This is a genomic window from Duganella sp. BJB476, from assembly GCF_003416895.1.
Lineage (GTDB): Bacteria > Pseudomonadota > Gammaproteobacteria > Burkholderiales > Burkholderiaceae_D > Rugamonas.
This window is the reverse complement of the sequence record NZ_QVIO01000005.1, coordinates 258,389-276,209: the sequence shown is the minus strand read 5'-3', so window position 1 is coordinate 276,209 and position 17,821 is coordinate 258,389. Positions and strand designations below refer to the sequence as shown.

19 protein-coding genes are annotated in these 17,821 nt (G+C 63.8%); 9 read left to right on the top strand and 10 right to left on the bottom strand.

The window, feature by feature from the left end:
- Positions 1–21: 21 nt before the first annotated feature.
- From atpD to tet, 3 genes are all read left to right on the top strand, one after another.
- Positions 22–1,422, top strand: coding sequence for a F0F1 ATP synthase subunit beta (gene atpD, locus D0T21_RS21050; protein ID WP_116991263.1), 1,401 nt, complete (start codon positions 22–24; stop codon positions 1,420–1,422).
- 60 nt (positions 1,423–1,482) lie between these two features.
- Complete coding sequence (locus D0T21_RS21045; RefSeq protein WP_008443442.1) at positions 1,483–1,905, top strand: F0F1 ATP synthase subunit epsilon; 423 nt, start codon at positions 1,483–1,485, stop codon at positions 1,903–1,905.
- A 252-nt stretch (positions 1,906–2,157) separates the two neighbouring features.
- Positions 2,158–3,351, top strand: coding sequence for a Tet(A)/Tet(B)/Tet(C) family tetracycline efflux MFS transporter (gene tet / locus D0T21_RS21040; RefSeq protein WP_116991262.1), 1,194 nt, complete (start codon positions 2,158–2,160; stop codon positions 3,349–3,351).
- A gap of 22 nt (positions 3,352–3,373) precedes the next feature.
- On the opposite strand, the gene rsgA is transcribed toward tet, so the two are convergent.
- From rsgA to D0T21_RS21025, 3 genes are all read right to left on the bottom strand, one after another.
- Positions 3,374–4,426, bottom strand: a complete 1,053-nt coding sequence (gene rsgA, locus D0T21_RS21035; protein ID WP_116991261.1) for a ribosome small subunit-dependent GTPase A — start codon at positions 4,424–4,426, stop codon at positions 3,374–3,376.
- A 228-nt stretch (positions 4,427–4,654) separates the two neighbouring features.
- The gene (locus tag D0T21_RS21030; RefSeq protein WP_116991260.1) at positions 4,655–5,506 is read right to left on the bottom strand and encodes a PhzF family phenazine biosynthesis protein; all 852 of its coding nucleotides are present in this window, start codon (positions 5,504–5,506) and stop codon (positions 4,655–4,657) included.
- A complete protein-coding gene (locus D0T21_RS21025; protein ID WP_116991259.1) occupies positions 5,503–6,312 on the bottom strand; it encodes a helix-turn-helix domain-containing protein in 810 nt (269 codons plus the stop codon). The genes D0T21_RS21030 and D0T21_RS21025 overlap by 4 nt, the downstream gene beginning before the upstream one ends.
- An 80-nt stretch (positions 6,313–6,392) precedes the next feature.
- On the opposite strand from D0T21_RS21025, the gene D0T21_RS21020 reads away from it, so the two are divergent.
- Positions 6,393–7,019: a glutathione S-transferase family protein gene (locus D0T21_RS21020; protein ID WP_116991258.1), complete on the top strand. Its 627-nt coding sequence runs from the start codon at positions 6,393–6,395 to the stop codon at positions 7,017–7,019.
- Here D0T21_RS21020 and D0T21_RS21015 read toward each other — a convergent pair.
- On the bottom strand, positions 7,016–7,384 hold the full coding sequence (locus D0T21_RS21015; RefSeq protein ID WP_199538515.1) for a VOC family protein: 369 nt from the start codon (positions 7,382–7,384) through the stop codon (positions 7,016–7,018). The two genes, D0T21_RS21020 and D0T21_RS21015, sit on opposite strands and share 4 nt — an antisense overlap.
- Before the next feature lie 86 nt (positions 7,385–7,470).
- Here D0T21_RS21015 and D0T21_RS31805 point away from each other — a divergent pair, with 86 nt between their 5' ends.
- Positions 7,471–7,650 (top strand): hypothetical protein, encoded by a 180-nt coding sequence (locus D0T21_RS31805; RefSeq protein ID WP_147328150.1) that lies wholly within the window; start codon positions 7,471–7,473, stop codon positions 7,648–7,650.
- Here the strand turns inward: D0T21_RS31805 and speD are convergent.
- Genes speD through D0T21_RS20990 form a run of 5 tightly spaced genes read right to left on the bottom strand, consistent with a single transcriptional unit; the run spans position 7,643 to position 11,123 of the window.
- Positions 7,643–8,041 (bottom strand): adenosylmethionine decarboxylase, encoded by a 399-nt coding sequence (gene speD, locus D0T21_RS21010; protein WP_116991257.1) that lies wholly within the window; start codon positions 8,039–8,041, stop codon positions 7,643–7,645. The genes D0T21_RS31805 and speD overlap by 8 nt on opposite strands.
- Complete coding sequence (locus tag D0T21_RS21005; protein ID WP_116991256.1) at positions 8,038–8,220, bottom strand: hypothetical protein; 183 nt, start codon at positions 8,218–8,220, stop codon at positions 8,038–8,040. The genes speD and D0T21_RS21005 overlap by 4 nt, the downstream gene beginning before the upstream one ends.
- The gene (locus D0T21_RS21000; RefSeq protein ID WP_116991255.1) at positions 8,217–9,683 is read right to left on the bottom strand and encodes a DUF4178 domain-containing protein; all 1,467 of its coding nucleotides are present in this window, start codon (positions 9,681–9,683) and stop codon (positions 8,217–8,219) included. The genes D0T21_RS21005 and D0T21_RS21000 overlap by 4 nt, the downstream gene beginning before the upstream one ends.
- A 9-nt stretch (positions 9,684–9,692) precedes the next feature.
- On the bottom strand, positions 9,693–10,721 hold the full coding sequence (locus D0T21_RS20995; protein ID WP_116991254.1) for an SPFH domain-containing protein: 1,029 nt from the start codon (positions 10,719–10,721) through the stop codon (positions 9,693–9,695).
- Positions 10,722–10,736: 15 nt separating this feature from the next.
- Positions 10,737–11,123, bottom strand: a complete 387-nt coding sequence (locus D0T21_RS20990) for a DUF350 domain-containing protein (RefSeq protein ID WP_229211580.1) — start codon at positions 11,121–11,123, stop codon at positions 10,737–10,739.
- 65 nt (positions 11,124–11,188) lie between these two features.
- Between D0T21_RS20990 and D0T21_RS20985 the strand changes: the two genes are divergently transcribed.
- Genes D0T21_RS20985 through D0T21_RS20970 form a run of 4 tightly spaced genes read left to right on the top strand, consistent with a single transcriptional unit; the run spans position 11,189 to position 16,632 of the window.
- Positions 11,189–12,700, top strand: a complete 1,512-nt coding sequence (locus D0T21_RS20985) for a polyamine aminopropyltransferase (RefSeq protein ID WP_116991252.1) — start codon at positions 11,189–11,191, stop codon at positions 12,698–12,700.
- Positions 12,700–14,310, top strand: coding sequence for an NAD(P)/FAD-dependent oxidoreductase (locus tag D0T21_RS20980; RefSeq protein ID WP_116991251.1), 1,611 nt, complete (start codon positions 12,700–12,702; stop codon positions 14,308–14,310). The genes D0T21_RS20985 and D0T21_RS20980 overlap by 1 nt, the downstream gene beginning before the upstream one ends.
- Positions 14,311–14,322: 12 nt before the next feature.
- Positions 14,323–15,165, top strand: a complete 843-nt coding sequence (locus D0T21_RS20975) for a polyphosphate kinase 2 family protein (protein ID WP_116991250.1) — start codon at positions 14,323–14,325, stop codon at positions 15,163–15,165.
- Between the two features lie 12 nt (positions 15,166–15,177).
- Positions 15,178–16,632, top strand: a complete 1,455-nt coding sequence (locus D0T21_RS20970; RefSeq protein WP_116991249.1) for an NAD-dependent succinate-semialdehyde dehydrogenase — start codon at positions 15,178–15,180, stop codon at positions 16,630–16,632.
- Here the strand turns inward: D0T21_RS20970 and D0T21_RS20965 are convergent.
- Positions 16,629–17,690, bottom strand: coding sequence for a PHB depolymerase family esterase (locus tag D0T21_RS20965; protein WP_229211579.1), 1,062 nt, complete (start codon positions 17,688–17,690; stop codon positions 16,629–16,631). The genes D0T21_RS20970 and D0T21_RS20965 overlap by 4 nt on opposite strands.
- Positions 17,691–17,821 lie beyond the last annotated feature (131 nt).

Genomic DNA, 17,821 nt, shown 5'->3' with positions numbered 1-17,821 from the left:
AACTATATAGAAGGAACGAACATGGCTGATGGCAAAATCGTTCAGTGTATCGGCGCTGTGGTGGACGTAGAGTTTCCACGCAACGCGATGCCTAAGGTATTTGATGCCTTGAAAATGGAAGGCTCCGAGCTGACCCTGGAAGTACAACAACAGCTGGGCGACGGCGTGGTCCGTACCATTGCTCTGGGTTCGTCCGACGGTCTGCGTCGCGGCATGATGATCCAGAACACCGGCAAGCCAATCATGGTGCCAGTGGGTAAAGCTACCCTGGGTCGCATCATGGACGTGCTGGGCAACCCGATCGACGAATGCGGCCCGGTCGCTCACGACCAGATCGCCTCGATCCACCGCACTCCTCCTGCATACGACGAACTGTCGCCATCGCAGGACCTGCTGGAAACCGGCATCAAGGTGATTGACCTGGTTTGCCCGTTCGCCAAAGGCGGTAAAGTCGGTCTGTTCGGCGGTGCAGGTGTGGGCAAGACCGTGAACATGATGGAACTGATCAACAACATCGCTAAAGCGCACTCGGGTCTGTCCGTGTTCGCCGGCGTTGGTGAGCGTACCCGCGAAGGTAACGACTTCTACCACGAAATGGCTGACGCTAAAGTAGTTGACCTGGAAAACCCGGCCAACTCGAAAGTAGCGATGGTCTACGGTCAGATGAACGAACCACCTGGTAACCGTCTGCGCGTCGCGCTGACCGGTCTGACCATCGCGGAATCGTTCCGTGACGAAGGCAAGGACGTTCTGTTCTTCGTGGATAACATCTACCGCTTCACCCTGGCCGGTACCGAAGTATCCGCACTGCTGGGCCGTATGCCTTCCGCAGTGGGTTACCAGCCTACCCTGGCCGAAGAAATGGGCCGTCTGCAAGAGCGCATCACCTCGACCAAGACCGGTTCGATCACCTCGATCCAGGCTGTGTATGTTCCAGCGGATGACTTGACCGACCCATCGCCAGCGACCACCTTCGGTCACCTGGATTCGACCGTCGTTCTGTCGCGTGACATCGCCTCGCTGGGTATCTACCCTGCGGTGGACCCACTGGATTCGACCTCGCGTCAGCTGGATCCGCTGGTCGTCGGCCAAGAGCACTACGACACCGCGCGCGCCGTTCAGGGCACCCTGCAGCGCTACAAGGAACTGCGTGACATTATCGCGATTCTGGGTATGGACGAACTGGCTCCTGAAGACAAACTGCTGGTATCGCGTGCACGTAAGATGCAGCGTTTCCTGTCGCAGCCGTTCCACGTTGCTGAAGTGTTTACCGGTTCGCCAGGTAAATACGTTTCGCTGAAAGACACGATCAAGGGCTTCAAAATGATCGCTTCCGGCGAACTCGATCACCTGCCAGAACAAGCGTTCTACATGGTCGGCACGATCGATGAAGCCATCGAAAAAGCCAAGAAACTCAACTAATCATTGAGCTTCGATCGCGGCCCCGTGTGAGCGGGGCCGCATCACACCGACAGGACACACATGGCAAACACTATACACGTTGACGTGGTTTCCGCCGAGGAGTTGATCTACTCGGGCGAAGCCGAATTCGTCGCGTTGCCGGGCGAACAGGGCGAGCTGGGGATCTACCCTAAGCACACGCCTTTGATCACCCGCATCCGTCCGGGCGCGGTGCGCATCCAGGTACCAGGTCAAGCCGAGGAAGAATTTGTCTTCGTCGCGGGCGGCCTGCTGGAAGTGCAGCCGGGCGCCGTGACGGTGCTGGCGGATACCGCGATTCGCGGCAAGGATCTGGACGAAGCCAAAGCGGCAGCGGCCAAGAAACGCGCCGAAGAAGCGCTGGCGAACAACACCTCCGGTATCGACTACGCGAAAGCGCAAGCCGAACTGGCAGCGGCCATCGGCCAGCTGGCGGCGATCGCCAAACTGCGCGCCAAGCACTAAGCAACGCACAGCATCACAGCAAAAAGGCAGCCTCGGCTGCCTTTTTTTATATGAAGATCCGGCAGTTCCTCATCGCTTAGAGGCAGTGTTTTTTTCGTAGACACGGAGTGCTCCTTCATCTACATCCAAGAAGTATAGTCGATTTGATTTGACACATTGGAGACGTCAAATCGGCTCCGGCATTGTGACAGCGGGCACAGCTAGAAAAGTTTGCCACTAATACAATGTTCGTCTACTTCACGAAAAGCACCGATGAACCGAGCACTGCTGACCATACTTTCCACCGTTGTCCTGAGCGCCGTCGGCATCGGGCTGACCATGCCCATCATTCCGCAATTGATGCGCGATGTCGGCCATACGTCCGAGCTGGGCTGGCGCTTCGGCGCCTTCACCGGGCTGTATGCGCTGATGCAGTTCATCTTCTCGCCGATACTCGGCGTGTTGAGCGACCGCATCGGACGCCGGCCGGTGCTGCTGCTGTCGCTGGCCGGCACCGTGGTCGACTACCTGTTCATGGCGATGGCGCCGTCGCTGGCCTTGCTGTTCGTCGGCCGCGCGATCGCCGGCATCACCGGCGCCAGCATGGCCGTCACCTCGGCCTACATTGCCGACGTCACGCCGGAAGACCAGCGGTCGCGCCGCTACGGCCAGCTGGGCGCCTGCTTCGGCATCGGCTTCATCATCGGTCCGGTGATCGGCGGCTTGCTGGGTGCGTGGTGGGTGAGGGCGCCGTTCCTGGCGGCTGCGGCGATGAACGCCGTCAATCTGATCCTGACCTTGCTGGTGGTGCGCGAGTCGCACACGCCGCGCGCGGCCGACGCGGCGCCTGCCGAACGCATGTCCTTCAATCCGTTGGCCAATCTGCGCTGGGCGGCCAGCTTCAAGTCGCTGCTGCCGCTGATCGGCGCTTCCGGCGTGCTGGTGTTGATCGGGGAAATCGGCGGTACGGTTTGGGTGCTGTACGGCGAAGACAAGTTTGCCTGGGACTCGCTGACCATCGGCATCTCGCTGGCCGGCTTTGGCGCGTTTCATGCGCTGGCGCAGGCCTTCGTGGTCGGGCCGATCGCGGAACGCTGGGGCGAACGCCGCGCGTTGCTGGTCGGCATAGCGGCCGACAGCTGCGCCTATATCCTGATCGCTTTGGCCAGCCAAGGTTGGATGGCGTTCGCGCTGATGCCCTTGTTCTGCCTTGGCGGCATCGGTGCGCCGGCTCTGCAGTCGCTGGTGTCGGCCAGCGTCGGCCCGGAACAGCAGGGAAAACTGCAAGGCGTACTGGCCAGCACCGCCAGCCTGGCGACCGTGATCGGCCCGGTGGCGATCAGCACCATCTACTTCATGTCGCGCGGCAGCTTCCCCGGCCTGGTCTGGCTGATCGGCGCCGGCCTGTGCGTGTTGTGCCTGCCGGTGTTGATGCGCAAACCTGAAGCGCCGCCGGCTGCATCCTAGCCGACGGCGCATCCTGGCTCGGCTAACGCTTGCCGAGCTTGTCTTTCGAGCGGGCTACGGCGGCGCGTTGCATCACTTTCCACTTGGCGACTTCGGCGATGCGGTCCAGCGGGGTTTGCTGGCTGCGGCGCGCCTCGCGCAATAGCTTGTGGTAGTTCAGCAGACGATCCTCATCTACCGCACCACGCACCGCGCAACCGGGTTCGCCGGCATGGCGGCAGTCGCGGAACTGGCATTGCGCCGCCAGCGCGTCGATGTCTTCGAAGGCGGCCGTCAGGCTGGCCTCGTCGGCATCGGGCTGCCAGCTGCGCAGGCCGGGCGTGTCGATGATGCAGGCGCCGCCGGCGCACAGGTGCAGCGAACGGGACGTGGTCGTGTGCCGGCCGCGCCCATCACCCTTGCGCACGCCGCCGGTTTGCTGGCCGGCCTGCGTCAGCGTATTGGTCAGCGTGGACTTGCCTGCGCCTGAGGAGCCCAGCAACACCAGCGTCTGTCCTACTCCCAGCCACGGCGCCAGTTGCTGCGCAGCGTAGTCGCTGAGCGTGTTCACGGCCAGCAGCGGAATGCTGGCGGGCAGGCGTTGCCGCAGCAGCTCCATGCGCTGTTCCACATCGTCGCCGATGTCGGCCTTGCTCATCACCACCACCGGCTCCACGCCTGCCGTCTTCACGATGGCGAGGTAGCGCTCCAGCCGGCGCGGATTGAAGTCGTGATCCAGGCCCATCACCAGCAGCGCCGTGTCGACATTGCTGACCAGGCTGTGATGCCGGCCGTCGTTGCCGCGCCGGGCGATGTGGGTGGTGGGTGGCAGCAGCGTGCTGAGCCAGCGTTCGTCATGCGCCAGCGTCGTGCTGAGCACCCAGTCGCCGACGGCCAGCGCTTCGTCGTGCAGCGCCGGCAGCACGCGCGCGCGGAACTCGGCCTGGCCATCGTGGACGGTGAGCCAGTCGCGCTGGATTTCGGTGATGCGGACCAGGCTGGCGTTGGCCGGTGCGTCGTGCAGTTGGTAGAGCTGGCTGGCGATGGTTTGCGTTAAGCCGATAAGGCGCAGCGATTCAAAATCGATGTCGATCATGGTGTGTGTATTTCCTGATTCCGGTAAGACGAGCAGTACCCTTCGCGAATATGCGAATAGGTGGCGAATACGGGAAGTCAGCTGCGCGAGAACGCGCGGATCAACACACTACAGGGGGAGTCCCGACGTAATCAGGCAGCCGACAGGAGGGCAGTATCTACTTGGCGCATTTTATGGTCTCCTGTGGTTGGGGTAAGGCGCACAGTGTCTCATCTGGATGATGGGTGGTCAATGGTTCTTCATCACACCATCGATGACCGTGACGACATGTCCGCCTATCCACGGTTCGCCATCGAGATAGGTGATGGTCACGCGACCATTCCGTCCCAGCGCTGTGCCCTGGCGCACGGTGTAGTCCGGGCCACCGATCAGCAAGCGGGCGATGCTGGCGTTGGCGCTGCCGGTGACCGGGTCTTCGATCATCACGCCGTTTTCCACGCACATCGCGCGCACCTCGTAGTCCGCCGGGGCGCCGGACGGATGCGGGCCATAGACCGCAACGCCGTCGCTGCCGGCGCGCTGCGTCAGCTCGGCGATCGCCGCCGCGCTGAACGACGCAGCCATGCAATCGGCCGCCGTATCGAGCCGCACGACCAGCCAGCGTATGCCGATATTCACCACGACCGGCGGCTGGCCTTCGGTCGGCGCAGCGGTGCCGAGCGCGGTCCGCAGCAGCGGCATCAGGCCGGCATCCAGCGCGGCGACCGTGGCCGGCGGCGCACGGAACGCCAGGCCGCCATCATCGGCGATACGCACCAGCACCAGGCCGACGCCGCATTCCTGCACCAGCACGCCGGGCGTCTTGGGCCGCAGTCCCGCCTGCAGCAGCGCGTGGGCCGTGCCCAGCGTCGGATGGCCGGCAAATGGAAATTCTTCCGACGTCGTGAAGATGCGTATGCGGTAATCGGCGGCCGGATCGGTGGCCGGCAGCACGAAGGTGGTCTCGGACAAATTGGTCCAGCGCGCGATGGCTTGCATCTGCTGGCCGCTGAGTCCTTCCGCATCGAGTATCACCGCCAACGGGTTGCCCATGAACGGCGCGGTGGTGAAGACATCGACCTGCTTGAAACGACGACTCATGCCTGCTCCTTGCAACTGCGGCGGTAATCGGCCGGCGGCTTGCCGACCAGTTTTTCAAAATCGGTGGTGAAGTGGGCCTGGTCGTAATAGCCCAGCGCCTGCGCCAGCGAGGCCAGGTCGATTTCGCTGCCGTGCGACAGTTGGTCGGCCGCGTCCAGCAGGCGGTTGCGGCGTATCACCCATTTCGGCGTGGCGCCCACGTATTCCTTGAACAGGATTTGCAGGCGGCGCACGCTGATGCCGGTGTGATCCGCCAGCTGCTGCACCTGCGTGATCTCGGGATGGTGCGCGATCGCATCCAGGATCTCGGCGATGCGCGCGGTCTGCGGATCGGGCACGGGCAGGGCGCGGCGCAGGATGGCGCTGGCCGCTTCCACCATGCCGGCGGCGTCGGCCGCCGTCAGCACGCTGCGCTCGGCCTCCGCATCGTCGCAATCGAACAGCGCCGACAGCGGCAATTCGCGGTCCGTCACCGACTGCACCGGTTGCTTCAGGAAGCTGCGGAAGGCGCCCGGCAAAAAGCGCACGCCCAAGATGCGGCCGCTGTTTTTCAGCGTATATTCGAAAGCGCCAGTCATCACGCCGAACACCGCCGTGCGGCCGGCGTCGAACACCAGGTGGATGCAGGGCGAGGGCAGGGTGCGCTGCACATGGACTACGCCCTCCGGCAACTGCCACGCCACCAGCCAGAAATACTCGACGAAAGGCGCCAGGTCCGGCGTCGGCAGGTAGCGTTCCAGGCGGAAGATTTTTTCCGCTGCGGCGGGATTGACCACGCCCTTGGGCCGGCTCGTCACGGTTTGCATAAGGTGTTCGCGTTTTTACAAGACCCTTATCATAGCAAGAGTTATCGTGACGTTTCTTCACCACCGACAGGAGAACTGACATGGCACCACTGCTGACTTTGTACCACTGCCCGTATTCCCGCTCCACCGGCGTCATGACCTTGCTGGAAGAGCTGCATGCGCCCTACGACCTGCATGTGATGAACATGAAGAAGGGCGAGAACCGCGAAGCGGCTTACCTGGCCATCAACCCGATGGGCAAGGTGCCGGCGATCCGCCACGGCGACGCCGTCATCACCGAGCAGGTGGCGATCTACCTGTACCTGGCCGACCTGTTCCCGGACGCCAAACTGGCGCCGCCGCTGGGCGATCCTCTACGTGGACCGTATCTGCGCTGGATGGCCTTCTACGGCAGCTGCTTCGAGCCGGCCATCGTCGACAAGTGGATGAAAAACACGCCGGCCGACAAGACCTCCTGCCACTACGGCGACTTCGACACCATGTTCAACACGCTGATCGAACAGCTGTCCAAGGGCCCGTACCTGCTGGGTGAGCAGTTCAGCGCGCTGGACGTGTTGTGGGCTTCATCGATGGGATGGATGGGCGCCTACGAGCTGCTGCCCAAGCTGCCGGTGATCGAGCAATATGTGGCGCGCGTCATGAGCCGGCCCGCTTTTGCCGCAGCCAATGCCAAGGACGGCGAACTGGCCGCCGCCCAGGCCGCTTAGCGCTTTTCTTCCATCACGGCCAGCAGGTGGCCGTCCGGGTCGCGGAAAAAGCCCATCCACAGCTCGTGGTCGGGCATTTTCGCCACCAGGTGCGGCGCCGCTTCGAACACCACGCCCTTCGCTTGCAGCGCGGCGGCCACCGCCTCGATCTGCTCGACCTTGAAATAATGGCACACGCCGGTGCCGGCTTGCACCGGCGCCTTGCCCGATCCATCCAGCATCAGGCGCACGCCGCCGCAATCGAAAAACACCAGTTCACCGTAGCGGAACAGCTTGGGCAGGCCCAGGCTGTCGCCGTAAAACCGCTCGGAGCGGTCGGCATCGGAAATGGGCAGGGCGATCTGCCCTAGGCAGGAAAGCGTCATGGTGCACACCTTTGAAAATTGCATATTGTCATCGTCCATTTCCTGAGTGATAATTTGATGGAGACGATGTCCATCAGGGGAAATACATGAAGAGAATACTCGCTTTGTCGTGTCTGTTGGCGATGGCGGCTTGCGCCCCGGCGCCGCACATCGTCGTTGTGCCGGCGCCCCAGGTCGCCGCGCCCGTCATGGCAGCCAGCCTGCCGCTGGAGGAAGTGCCGTTGAAGCTGATGTCGCCGAGCCAGAGCGCCGCCCGGGTCAACTGATCGCGGGCGGTGCGCGTCGCACCGTGTTGATCTGGCTGGACGTCGGCTGCAAGGCCGTTTCAATGATGGTGAGCGCTAACTCAGGCCTCGCGCTGCCGCACATGAAGATGTCGGCGGCGGCAAAGCCGCATTCGGGCCAGGTGTGGATCGAGATGTGCGATTCGGCCAGCAGCACCACCCCGGTCACGCCCTGGCCCTCGCCAAATCCGTGAAAATGACTGAACAGCACGCGCGCGTGCGCGGCCTCGGCGGCCGCGCGCAGCAGCGCGTCCAGCGCGGCGCAATCGCCCAGTTTTTCGGCAGCGATGCCGCTCAGGTCCGCCAGCAGATGCGTGCCGGCCGGCTGGTGGACCACCGGCTGCGCCGGATCCGGGAGTGCTTCGCGTTTCACTTGTGGCCTCCGCCGCCGGAGCCGCCGCCGTAACTGCCGCCGCCACCGCCGGTGTTCGAACTCCAGGTGCTGCCCCGGTAGCCGCTGCTGTAGTTGCTGCTGCCGCTCATGGCGCGCATCCAGCTGCTGCCCGAGGTGACCACCGAAACGATGATCGCGTAGATGAAGAATTTGCTCATGATTTGTCTTCGTTATCCATAAACCAGGCGGGCAGGTAGATCGCCGCCGCGCCGACCAGGCTGAGGAACCAGGTTCCGGAGAAATTCATCAGCAACGGAATCGCATTAATCGCCAGCATGAACCAGATGATGTATTTGGCCGTGTCGCGGTAGCGGCGCTTGCCGCCCTTGGCCGCCGCCGGCGCGCCCACGCGGCCCTTGAACTGGTCGCCGAACCAGGCTTTGAGCTGGTCGGCCGATACCGGCGAGGAGCGCGACCACGTCATCTCCTGCTCGGTGGTTTCGGACGCCAGCCGGATCTGGCCGGCGGAGAATTCCTCCACCCGCGTGCGGTCGCCCGCCGCCACCCGCCAGTTGAAGGCGCCGGCCGCGAAGGTCACCACCGAACCGTAATCGTACAGACGGGAAAACTGCGACTTATCCACAGTCACCGTCGGCGCGCCGGGCGCGTACCAGGCCGGCCACTCGGCCATCACGTTGGAACCGGACCAGCCTTCGTCGGTCTCCACCAGCCACGAGAAGCCGGCGCGGGTGCCGTACATCAGGTACTCGTTCCACTGCGTGCCTTCGTCGTCGGCGCGGCGCATCATGCCGATGATGGTGAAGTCCTGGTTGTTGATCCTGGCGGTCGCGCCCAGTTCTATCGTCATCGGCACGGCGGCCACGCGTTCGCCGGCCGCCAGCACTTCGGCCTTTGGACTGGCGGCGTCGATCTGCGCGTGGCAGGCCGGGCACACCAGCGTCGCCGTCACGCCGGGGATGTATTTGATCGCGCTGCCGCAGGATGGGCAATCGAGCGCATCGAGCTTGCCGCGATAACGGCCGGCCGCGCGCTGGATGGTGTCGTCGTCGCGCAGCAGCTGGCATTTCATGCTTTCCAGCGTGACGGCCACGCCGGTGTAGACCACGGGCCGCGGCGAATCCGAATAATCGAGCGTGATGAATTCGCCGCCGCGGCGGAAGTCCGCCACCTTGGCCTGGTAACCTTCGCCGACCTTGAACGGCAGCTCGCCCTGGCCGCCGATGCAATCCGCAGTGCGAATTTCGGCGGCAATATAGGGCGCGCCGTTGATCGGGTAGCTACGGCCGGGCTGCAGCTGCTCGAAGGCCGGTAGTTCGCCTTCGCCCTTGTACTGCGCGGTGACGGTGTACATGCCGGACGAATCGCCCAGCCACGAGGTGACGCCGTCGTCGAACAGCAGGTACCACTCGTTCCACATGCCGGCCGAATAGCGCAGCTGGATGCGGCCGACCACCGTGAACTGGCGCTTGCCCAGTATGCCGGTGGTGCCGATCTGGATCGGCGAATAGTCCTCCAGCACGGACGACATCTTGCCCAGGTCCTTGACCGAGTCGGCGTCTTTGAGCACGCTGGTGCTGCAATATTCGCAGACAGCCATAACCGAGGCAGCCGAGCGGAATTTGACTTCCGCGCCGCAGCTGGGACAGGAAACGATTTGCATGTAGTGCGCTTAACCGAGCAGTTTTTTCAGCAGCTCGGCCTTGGTGCTGTCGTAGTCGGTAGCCGTGATCAAGCCCTTGTCGAGCAGACCCTTAAGTTTTTCCAGCCGCGCCTCGATCGAGTCCTCGGCCGGTGCTGCTGCTGTGGGAGCCGCCTGCGGCGCCAGGGTCGCGCCGAGCGCCTGGCCCATCACCTGGCCCAGCTGCACGCCCGCGCCCAGGCCGACGCCGATGCCGGCCATGCCGCCCTCGTTCTGCGCCGCCAGCGGAATCGCGCTGGCCACCTGGTACTTGGTGAAGCCGGCCATCTTGTCGGCGCTCATGCCGCCCTTCATGCCGGCGGAGATGCGTTCGTCCAGCGCGGCCTGCAGTTCTTCCGGCAGGCTGACGCTGGCGACGTTGAATTCATCGAGGCCGATGCCGTAGCGGCTGAACGCCGTGGCCAGGTCGCCCTTGACCTGCCGCGCCATCAGCGCCTGGTTGGCCGCCATGTCGAGGAAGGGCACTTGCGCGCTGCCCAGCGAGCTGGCCATGGTCGCCATCAGGATGCCGCGCAGCTGGTCTTCCACCTCGTCGCGGGTGTAGGCCTCGCGGGTGCCGCTGATCTCCTTGAAGAACAGCCGCGGATCGGCCACGCGGTACGAATACATGCCGAAGGCGCGCACGCGCACCATGTCAAAGTCCTTGTCGCGGATGGTGATCGGCTGCTGCGTGCCCCATTTACGGCCGGTCTGCACGCGGGTGCTGAAATAATAGACATCCGACTTGAACGGCGAATCGAACAGCTTGTCCCAGTTTTTCAGGTTGGTCAGCACCGGCAGGGTTTGGGTGCTCAGCTTATGGGTGCCGGGGCCGAACACGTCGGCGATCTGGCCCTCGTTGACGAACACCGCCATCTGCGATTCACGCACCACCAGCACGCCGCCATTCTGGATCTCCTGGTCCTGCATCGGATAACGCCAGGCCAGTACGCCGTCGACTTCCTCGTTCCACTGAAGTACGTCTATAAACTGCTTCTTGATAAAGCTGCCTAAGCCCATGATGGTCCTCGCTAATTAGGAAATGCAGGCGCCGTTGATGGCGCCGATGGAAATGGAAATGGCCCCCAGCAGGCCGCCGAAGGCCGCGTTGTTGCCTTCGATCTGGTCCTTCGACATGTTCAGCGCGCGCGTGGTGATGGCATAGGCCAGCATCTGCACCACCATCGCGCCGAGCGCCCAGGCGGAGAACTCCTTGTAATCGGCAGTATGCACCAGCGCCGAGGCGATGGTGATGGAAAAACCTATCAAGGCCCCGCCCAGCGATAGCGCCGCGGCGAAATTCCCCTGCCGTATCAGCAGCACCTCGTCAAAAGGCGTCATCCACGTGTAGGCTTTGAAAAATATCGCCAGCAGCACGGCGGCCAGCAAAAGATGAATCAGGTAGTTTAGGATGGCGGGCACGGCGCACCTTGGGTTAAAGTGGTTAACTTGCTAACGCTCAAACATATTAGTGCAAAAATAGCTAAATGACCAAAAAGATTCTCATCCTGTCCGTCTTCGTCGTCGCTTCCTGCGGCCTGGCCTACGAATTGATCGCCGGCGCCCTGTCCAGCTACCTGCTGGGCGATTCCATCTTGCAGTTCTCCACCATCATCGGCTGCTATCTGTTCGCCATGGGCGTCGGCGCCCACTTTTCCAAGTATGTCAGGGATGAGGATGTGCTGGCGCGCTTTGTGGATATCGAACTGGCGGTCGGCCTGGTGGGCGGCCTGTCGGCGGCGGTGCTGTTCCTGACCTTCTCGTGGATGGCGGCGCCGTTCCGCACGCTGCTGTACGTGATGGTATTCCTGATCGGCGCCTTCGTCGGCATGGAGGTGCCGCTGGTGATGCGCGCGCTTAACGAGCGCAAGACCGAATTCAATGAGCTGGTCAGCCGCGTGCTGACTTTCGATTACCTGGGCGCGCTGGCGGTGTCGCTGTTGTTCCCGCTGGTGCTGGCGCCGTATCTGGGGCTGGTGCGCACCGGGTTTTTGTTCGGCATGCTCAATGTGGGCGTCGCCCTGTGGACAATTACGGCGTTTCGCACAGAGCTGAAAAACGTCACCGGCCGCATGCTGCGCGCCGCCAGTGTGATGTGCGTGCTGATTTTCGGCTTCGCCTTCGCCGACAAGATGACCTACTGGGGCGAGCATGGCCTGTTCGGCGACGAGATCGTGTACGCCACCACCACGCCCTATCAGCGGCTGGTGATCACGCGCTGGAAGGACGACCTGCGCCTGTACATCAACGGCAACCTGCAATTCTCCTCGCGCGACGAGTACCGCTATCACGAAGCGCTGGTGCACCCGGTGCTGCAACCGCTGCCTTGGGCGCGGCACGTGCTGGTGCTGGGCGGCGGCGACGGCCTGGCGCTGCGCGAGATCCTGCGTTATCCGAATATCGAACAGGTCACGCTGGTCGACCTCGACCCGGCAATGACGGGCGCCTTCACCAAGCGCGAAGAGCTGGTCAAGCTGAATCATGGCTCCTTCAGCGACAAGCGGGTGCGCGTCATCAACGCCGACGCGGCGATCTGGCTGCAGCACAGCGACGATATGTTTGACGCCGTCATCGTCGATTTCCCCGATCCGTCCAGTTTCGCGCTGGGCAAGCTGTATTCGGTGCCGTTCTACGGCATGGTGAAGAAGCACCTGGCCGCCAATGGCTTGATGGTGGTGCAATCGACGTCGCCGTTCTTCGCGCCGCACGCTTACTGGACCATCGACGCCACGCTGCGCGAAGTGGGCCTGAAGACCTATCCCTACCACGCCTACGTGCCGTCGTTCGGCGAATGGGGCTTCATCCTCGCCACGCCGCAGGCGGACTACAAGCCGCCCACCGAATACCGCCTGCCGATGCGCTACCTGAACGCCGACACCACGCGCGAGATGTTCATCTTCCCGCCGGATATGAAGGCGCTGCCGATGGAGCCGAACCGCCTCAACACGCAGTCGCTGGTGCACGAGTTCGAGCAGGACTGGCGCAGGGTGATACGCTGATGCTGCGCCGCTCCTTCCTTGTATGGGCCGGCGCCAGCGGCGTGGTGGCGGCGGGTAGCGTGGCAGGATTTCATCGCTGGCAGGAGATCACGCCAACGGTCCACTATCCGGGCCGCGACGAGGGCCACTTCCTGCGCGACCGCCGCGCCTTGCCGCCGCCATCGGAAGTTATCCACACCGACATCGCCATCCTCGGCTCCGGCGTGGCCGGCCTGACCGCCGCGTGGAAGCTGAAAAAACTCGGCAAGACCGATGTGTTGATGATAGACGGCCCGCAGCCGCACGGTAACGCCGCCGGCGGCGCCTTCGGCGACCTCGAATATCCGACCGGCGCGCACTACCTGCCGCTGCCATCGCCGGAATCGGTGCACGTGCGCGAGATCCTGGCCGACCTGGGCATCATTCAAAAAGATGCGATGGCGGAGAAGCCTTACTACGACGAGCGTTTCATCCTGCACGGTCCGGAAGAACGCCTGCTGTTCAACGGCCACTGGCAGGACGGTTTCATTCCCACCGACGGCGTGCCGCAATGGGAGCGCGACGAACACACGCGCTTCTTCGCCGAGGTAACGCGGCTGCGCCAGACTCACGGCGCCGACGGCCGCCGCGTGTTCGTGTTCCCGACCGTGCTGTCGTCGGAAGACCCGCAGTGGCAGGCGCTGGATCGCATCACTCTCAAGCAGTGGCTGGAGCAGAACGGCTACAAGTCGCCGACGCTGCACTGGTACCTGAACTACTGCTGCCGCGACGACTACGGCACCCGCTATGACCAGGTTTCGGCCTGGGCCGGGCTGCACTACTATTGCAGCCGCTGGGGCCAGGCCGCCAACGCCGGCAACGGTGCCTGGCTCACCTGGCCGGGAGGCTTGCAGCCGCTGGCTTCCGGCATCGAGCGCGCGTCCGGCATCCAGCGCAAGGCCGGCACCGTCGTGTCGCTGAAGACCACGGCGGGCGGCGTCGAGGCGCTGTGCTTCAAGCTGGAAAACGGCAAGCCGTCCACCTACATGGTCCGCGCCCGCAAGGCGATCTGCGCGATGCCCACCTACGTGGCGGCGCGGGTTGTGGATAACATCGCCGCTTACGGTTTCGATCCGGTCAAACACGTTCCCGACTACGCGCCGTGGATGGTGGCGAACTTCCTGCTCAAGCGCTTCCCGGACGAGCGTCCCAGCCAGCCGCTGTCGTGGGATAACGTGGTGTACAGCGAGCCGGGACTGGGCTTTGTCGTCTCGACGCATCAGGACATCCGCGTGCGGCCGCCGGAGAAGACCGTCTTCAGCGCCTACGTCGCGCTGTCGGACCGCAAGCCTGCCGCCGCGCGCCGCTGGCTGGAGGCGGCCAAGCCGGAGGAGCTGCTGGCGCTGGCCAGCGCCGATCTGAAGGAAGCCTACGGCTCGCAGTTCGCCTCCTGCGTCGAACGGGTCGACATCACGCTGCGCGGCCACGCGATGGCGTCGCCGGGACCCAACTTCCGCAGCAACGCCGGCATGAAGGCGCTGCGCGAGGTCGATGGTCCCATACTGTTCGCGCATGCCGACCTGTCGGGCTTCTCGGTGTTCGAGGAGGCCGCGTGGTGGGGCTATCGCGCCGCAACCCTTGCCGCAAAGTGATAAGCTGATCTCATGACACATAACGCCCGCCAGCGCTTCGGCGCCTCCGCCAAACTCAAACTGCACGAAAAATATGCAGACGACGCGGCTTTTTCCAGCCGCTCCGCCAACCCGGAATTGAGCAAGTCCAAGGCCAAGGCGCTGGACCGCAAGCGCATCGCCGCGCTGCTCGACCGCATCGGCGCCTTGCAGGACAAGCTGTATGCACAGCACCAGCAGAAGGTGCTGCTGATCTTGCAGGGCATGGACACCGCCGGCAAGGACGGCACGATACGCGCCATGTTCAGCGGCATCAGCCCGATGGGCATACGGGCCGCCGCCTTCAAGGCGCCGACCGACAACGAACTGGCGCACGACTACCTGTGGCGCGTGCACCAGCAGGTACCGGTCAAGGGCGAGATCGCGATCTTCAACCGCAGCCACTACGAAGACGTGTTGATCACCAAGGTACAGGGCATGATCGACGGCGAGGAATGCCAGCGCCGTTACGCGCAGATCCGCGATTTCGAACGCATGCTGGCGGAGACTGGCACGGTGATCGTCAAAGTGTTCCTGCACATCTCGAAGGAAGAGCAGCGCGAGCGCTTGCAGGAGCGCTTGGACGATCCCGACAAGCAGTGGAAATTCAATCCGGCCGACGTCGAGCAGCGCAAGAAATGGGGCGAGTACCAGCGCGCTTACGAACAGGCCATCCGCGAGACCAACGCGCCGCATGCGCCGTGGTACGTGGTGCCGGCCAATTCCAAGACCCACCGCAACCTGGTGGTCGCCAGCCTGCTGCTGGAGACCTTGGAAGGCATGGACCTGGCGTATCCCGAACCGCATCCCGATTTGTCCTCGTTCACCGTGGAGTAAAGGAGTCTACCAATGCTGCAACTTAAAGATCCCAGCCTGCTGCGGCAGCAGGCCTACATCAACGGCGAGTGGGCCGATGCCGACAACGGCGCCACGCTGGCCGTGACCAATCCCGCCACCGGCGAGCAACTCGGCACCGTGCCGTTGATGGGCACCGCCGAGACGCGCCGCGCCATCGCCGCCGCCAACGCGGCGTGGCCCGCATGGCGCAAGAAGAGCGCCAAGGAGCGCGCCGTCATCCTGCGCAAGTGGAATGACCTGATCCTGGAAAACACCGAAGACCTGGCGCAGCTGATGACGGCCGAACAGGGCAAGCCGCTGGCTGAGTCGCGCGGCGAGGTGGCGTATGGCGCGTCCTTCATCGAATGGTTTGGCGAGGAAGCCAAGCGCGTGTCCGGCGAAACGCTGGCGTCGCCGTGGCTGGACCGCCGTTTGGTGGTGACCAAGGAGCCGATCGGCGTCTGCGCCGCCATCACGCCGTGGAACTTCCCGATCGCGATGATCACCCGCAAGGCCGGTCCCGCACTGGCCGCCGGCTGTCCGATGGTACTCAAGCCCGCGGAATCGACGCCGTACTGCGCGCTGGCGCTGGCTGTATTGGCCGAGCGCGCGGGCGTACCGGCTGGCGTGTTCAGCGTGGTGACCGGTACGCCGAAGGATATCGGCGCCGAGATGACGTCCAACCCGACCGTGCGCAAGTTGACCTTCACCGGCTCGACGGCGGTGGGCCGTCTGCTGATGGAGCAGAGCGCCAAGACGATCAAGAAGCTGTCGCTGGAACTGGGCGGCAACGCGCCGTTTATCGTGTTCGACGATGCCGACCTCGATGCGGCGGTGGAGGGCGCATTGGCCTCCAAGTACCGCAACGCCGGCCAGACCTGCGTCTGCGCCAACCGCATCTACGTGCAGGACGGCGTGTACGAACAATTTGCCGAAAAGCTGGTGGCCGCCGTGGCCAAGCTCAAGGTCGGCAACGGCGCGGACGAGGGCGTGACCCAGGGGCCGCTGATCGACGATAAGGCGGTGCAGAAGGTCGAGCAGCATGTGGCCGATGCGCTGGCCAAGGGCGGTCGCCTGCTGGTCGGCGGCAAGCGGCACGCGCTGGGCCACAGCTTCTTCCAGCCGACCGTGATCGCCGACGTCACCAGCGACATGATCGTCGCCACCGAAGAGACCTTCGGTCCGCTGGCGCCGCTGTTCCGCTTCACGACCGACGAGCAAGCCGTGGAACTGGCCAACAACACCGAGTTCGGCCTGGCCAGCTACTTCTATTCGCGCGACATCGGCCGCATCTGGCGCGTGGCGGAAGGGCTGGAGAGCGGCATGGTCGGCGTCAACACCGGCTTGATCTCCAATGAAATCGCACCGTTCGGCGGCGTCAAGCAATCGGGCCTGGGGCGCGAAGGCTCGCACTACGGGCTGGACGACTACCTGGTCATCAAATACATCTGCCTCGGCGGCATCTAGTCGTGCGCGCCTAGCCGCACCAGCACGGTGGCCGGCGCCACGCCGGTCAGCCGGTCGACCATGCGCTTGACGGCCGCCATCTGGTGGCCGGATTGCTGTGCAAAGCGCGGATCGTCATAGGAAAACCAGTCCCAGCATGCGTTGGGATTGGTGTACGGGTAGATCGCCGACGCCTGCGGATACAGCACCACGATCTTGTTGCTGTCGGCCCAGGCGTTGTAGCCGGCGTGCTCGACAAAGGTGGTGCCGATGCTGTCCAGGTCTTGCAGGCAGCCATGGAAGGCCACGTGCAGCTTGCAGCCGGCGCCGCTGTTGCCGTCGCAGGCCTTGGGCAGGTACATATAGCCAGTGCTGGCCATGCCGTGCCAGCCGGGCAGCGGCAAAAAATCCGATTGGTCGAAGGCGATCAGGCGGCCGCCCAGCGTGCCGTTGTTGCGTGGCGTGAGCGGGCCGTAGATCCAGCGCAGCAGTTCGCCCGCCGCATCGTAGCCGCAGTTGTTGATGTAGGGCGTGCCCAGCGTGCTGCAGGTGTTGCCGAACTGGTCCGTCGGCATCGCGTGCTCGGCCGGCAGGGTGCGGGTGTAGGAGATGTGGTCGGCGTCGACATAGTGGCGATAGTAGAAGTACAGGTCGGTCATCACCGCCTGCGGCACGACCGAGTCGGCGCTGCCGGACAGCATCCAGATATGGTGGCCGGCCAGGGCGGCCGTGGGGTCGATGGTGCCGGCGCCGGCGAACCAGTCGGTGAAGGCGATTAGGTCGTTGATGCGGGTGCCGCCGGGGCGCACGCGGCAGGTGAACAGCTCGCTGGTGCAGCTGCAACTGGTGGTGGCGGTGAACACGCTGCCCTGCGAGCAGAAGTACGGCCCGCCGGCGATGACGCCGGCGCCCCGCACCGTCTCCGAGAAGGCCACCTCGAACTGCACCGCCATGTAGGCTCCGGACGAGAGGCCGGAGACGGTGACCTGGGTGGTCGTCATATTCGGCAGTGGTTCTAGCTGCGCCATCTGCGCCTGGGCCGCGCCCATCAGCAGCCACAGCAGACACAGTATTCTCATCACGCTCTCCTCGCGTCGGATCTGGAGTCGAGTGTGGGGCAGGGGAGTGTCATTTTCTTAATTTCGCTCAATCGTGCGCGGGGCATAAAATTGTTATTCACAGCCTCGGCAAGCAGGGTGTTGGCGTTTGG

What these genes read in the sequence shown, in the direction of transcription:
- atpD (WP_116991263.1), top strand. Translation starts at nt 22, where the DNA reads ATGGCTGATGGCAAAATCGTTCAGTGTATCGGCGCTGTGGTGGACGTA.
- D0T21_RS21045 (WP_008443442.1), top strand. Translation starts at nt 1,483, where the DNA reads ATGGCAAACACTATACACGTTGACGTGGTTTCCGCCGAGGAGTTGATC.
- tet (WP_116991262.1), top strand. Translation starts at nt 2,158, where the DNA reads ATGAACCGAGCACTGCTGACCATACTTTCCACCGTTGTCCTGAGCGCC.
- rsgA (WP_116991261.1), bottom strand. Translation starts at nt 4,426, where the DNA reads ATGATCGACATCGATTTTGAATCGCTGCGCCTTATCGGCTTAACGCAA.
- D0T21_RS21030 (WP_116991260.1), bottom strand. Translation starts at nt 5,506, where the DNA reads ATGAGTCGTCGTTTCAAGCAGGTCGATGTCTTCACCACCGCGCCGTTC.
- D0T21_RS21025 (WP_116991259.1), bottom strand. Translation starts at nt 6,312, where the DNA reads ATGCAAACCGTGACGAGCCGGCCCAAGGGCGTGGTCAATCCCGCCGCA.
- D0T21_RS21020 (WP_116991258.1), top strand. Translation starts at nt 6,393, where the DNA reads ATGGCACCACTGCTGACTTTGTACCACTGCCCGTATTCCCGCTCCACC.
- D0T21_RS21015 (WP_199538515.1), bottom strand. Translation starts at nt 7,384, where the DNA reads ATGACGCTTTCCTGCCTAGGGCAGATCGCCCTGCCCATTTCCGATGCC.
- D0T21_RS31805 (WP_147328150.1), top strand. Translation starts at nt 7,471, where the DNA reads ATGAAGAGAATACTCGCTTTGTCGTGTCTGTTGGCGATGGCGGCTTGC.
- D0T21_RS21005 (WP_116991256.1), bottom strand. Translation starts at nt 8,220, where the DNA reads ATGAGCAAATTCTTCATCTACGCGATCATCGTTTCGGTGGTCACCTCG.
- D0T21_RS21000 (WP_116991255.1), bottom strand. Translation starts at nt 9,683, where the DNA reads ATGCAAATCGTTTCCTGTCCCAGCTGCGGCGCGGAAGTCAAATTCCGC.
- D0T21_RS20995 (WP_116991254.1), bottom strand. Translation starts at nt 10,721, where the DNA reads ATGGGCTTAGGCAGCTTTATCAAGAAGCAGTTTATAGACGTACTTCAG.
- D0T21_RS20985 (WP_116991252.1), top strand. Translation starts at nt 11,189, where the DNA reads ATGACCAAAAAGATTCTCATCCTGTCCGTCTTCGTCGTCGCTTCCTGC.
- D0T21_RS20980 (WP_116991251.1), top strand. Translation starts at nt 12,700, where the DNA reads ATGCTGCGCCGCTCCTTCCTTGTATGGGCCGGCGCCAGCGGCGTGGTG.
- D0T21_RS20975 (WP_116991250.1), top strand. Translation starts at nt 14,323, where the DNA reads ATGACACATAACGCCCGCCAGCGCTTCGGCGCCTCCGCCAAACTCAAA.
- D0T21_RS20970 (WP_116991249.1), top strand. Translation starts at nt 15,178, where the DNA reads ATGCTGCAACTTAAAGATCCCAGCCTGCTGCGGCAGCAGGCCTACATC.
- D0T21_RS20965 (WP_229211579.1), bottom strand. Translation starts at nt 17,690, where the DNA reads ATGAGAATACTGTGTCTGCTGTGGCTGCTGATGGGCGCGGCCCAGGCG.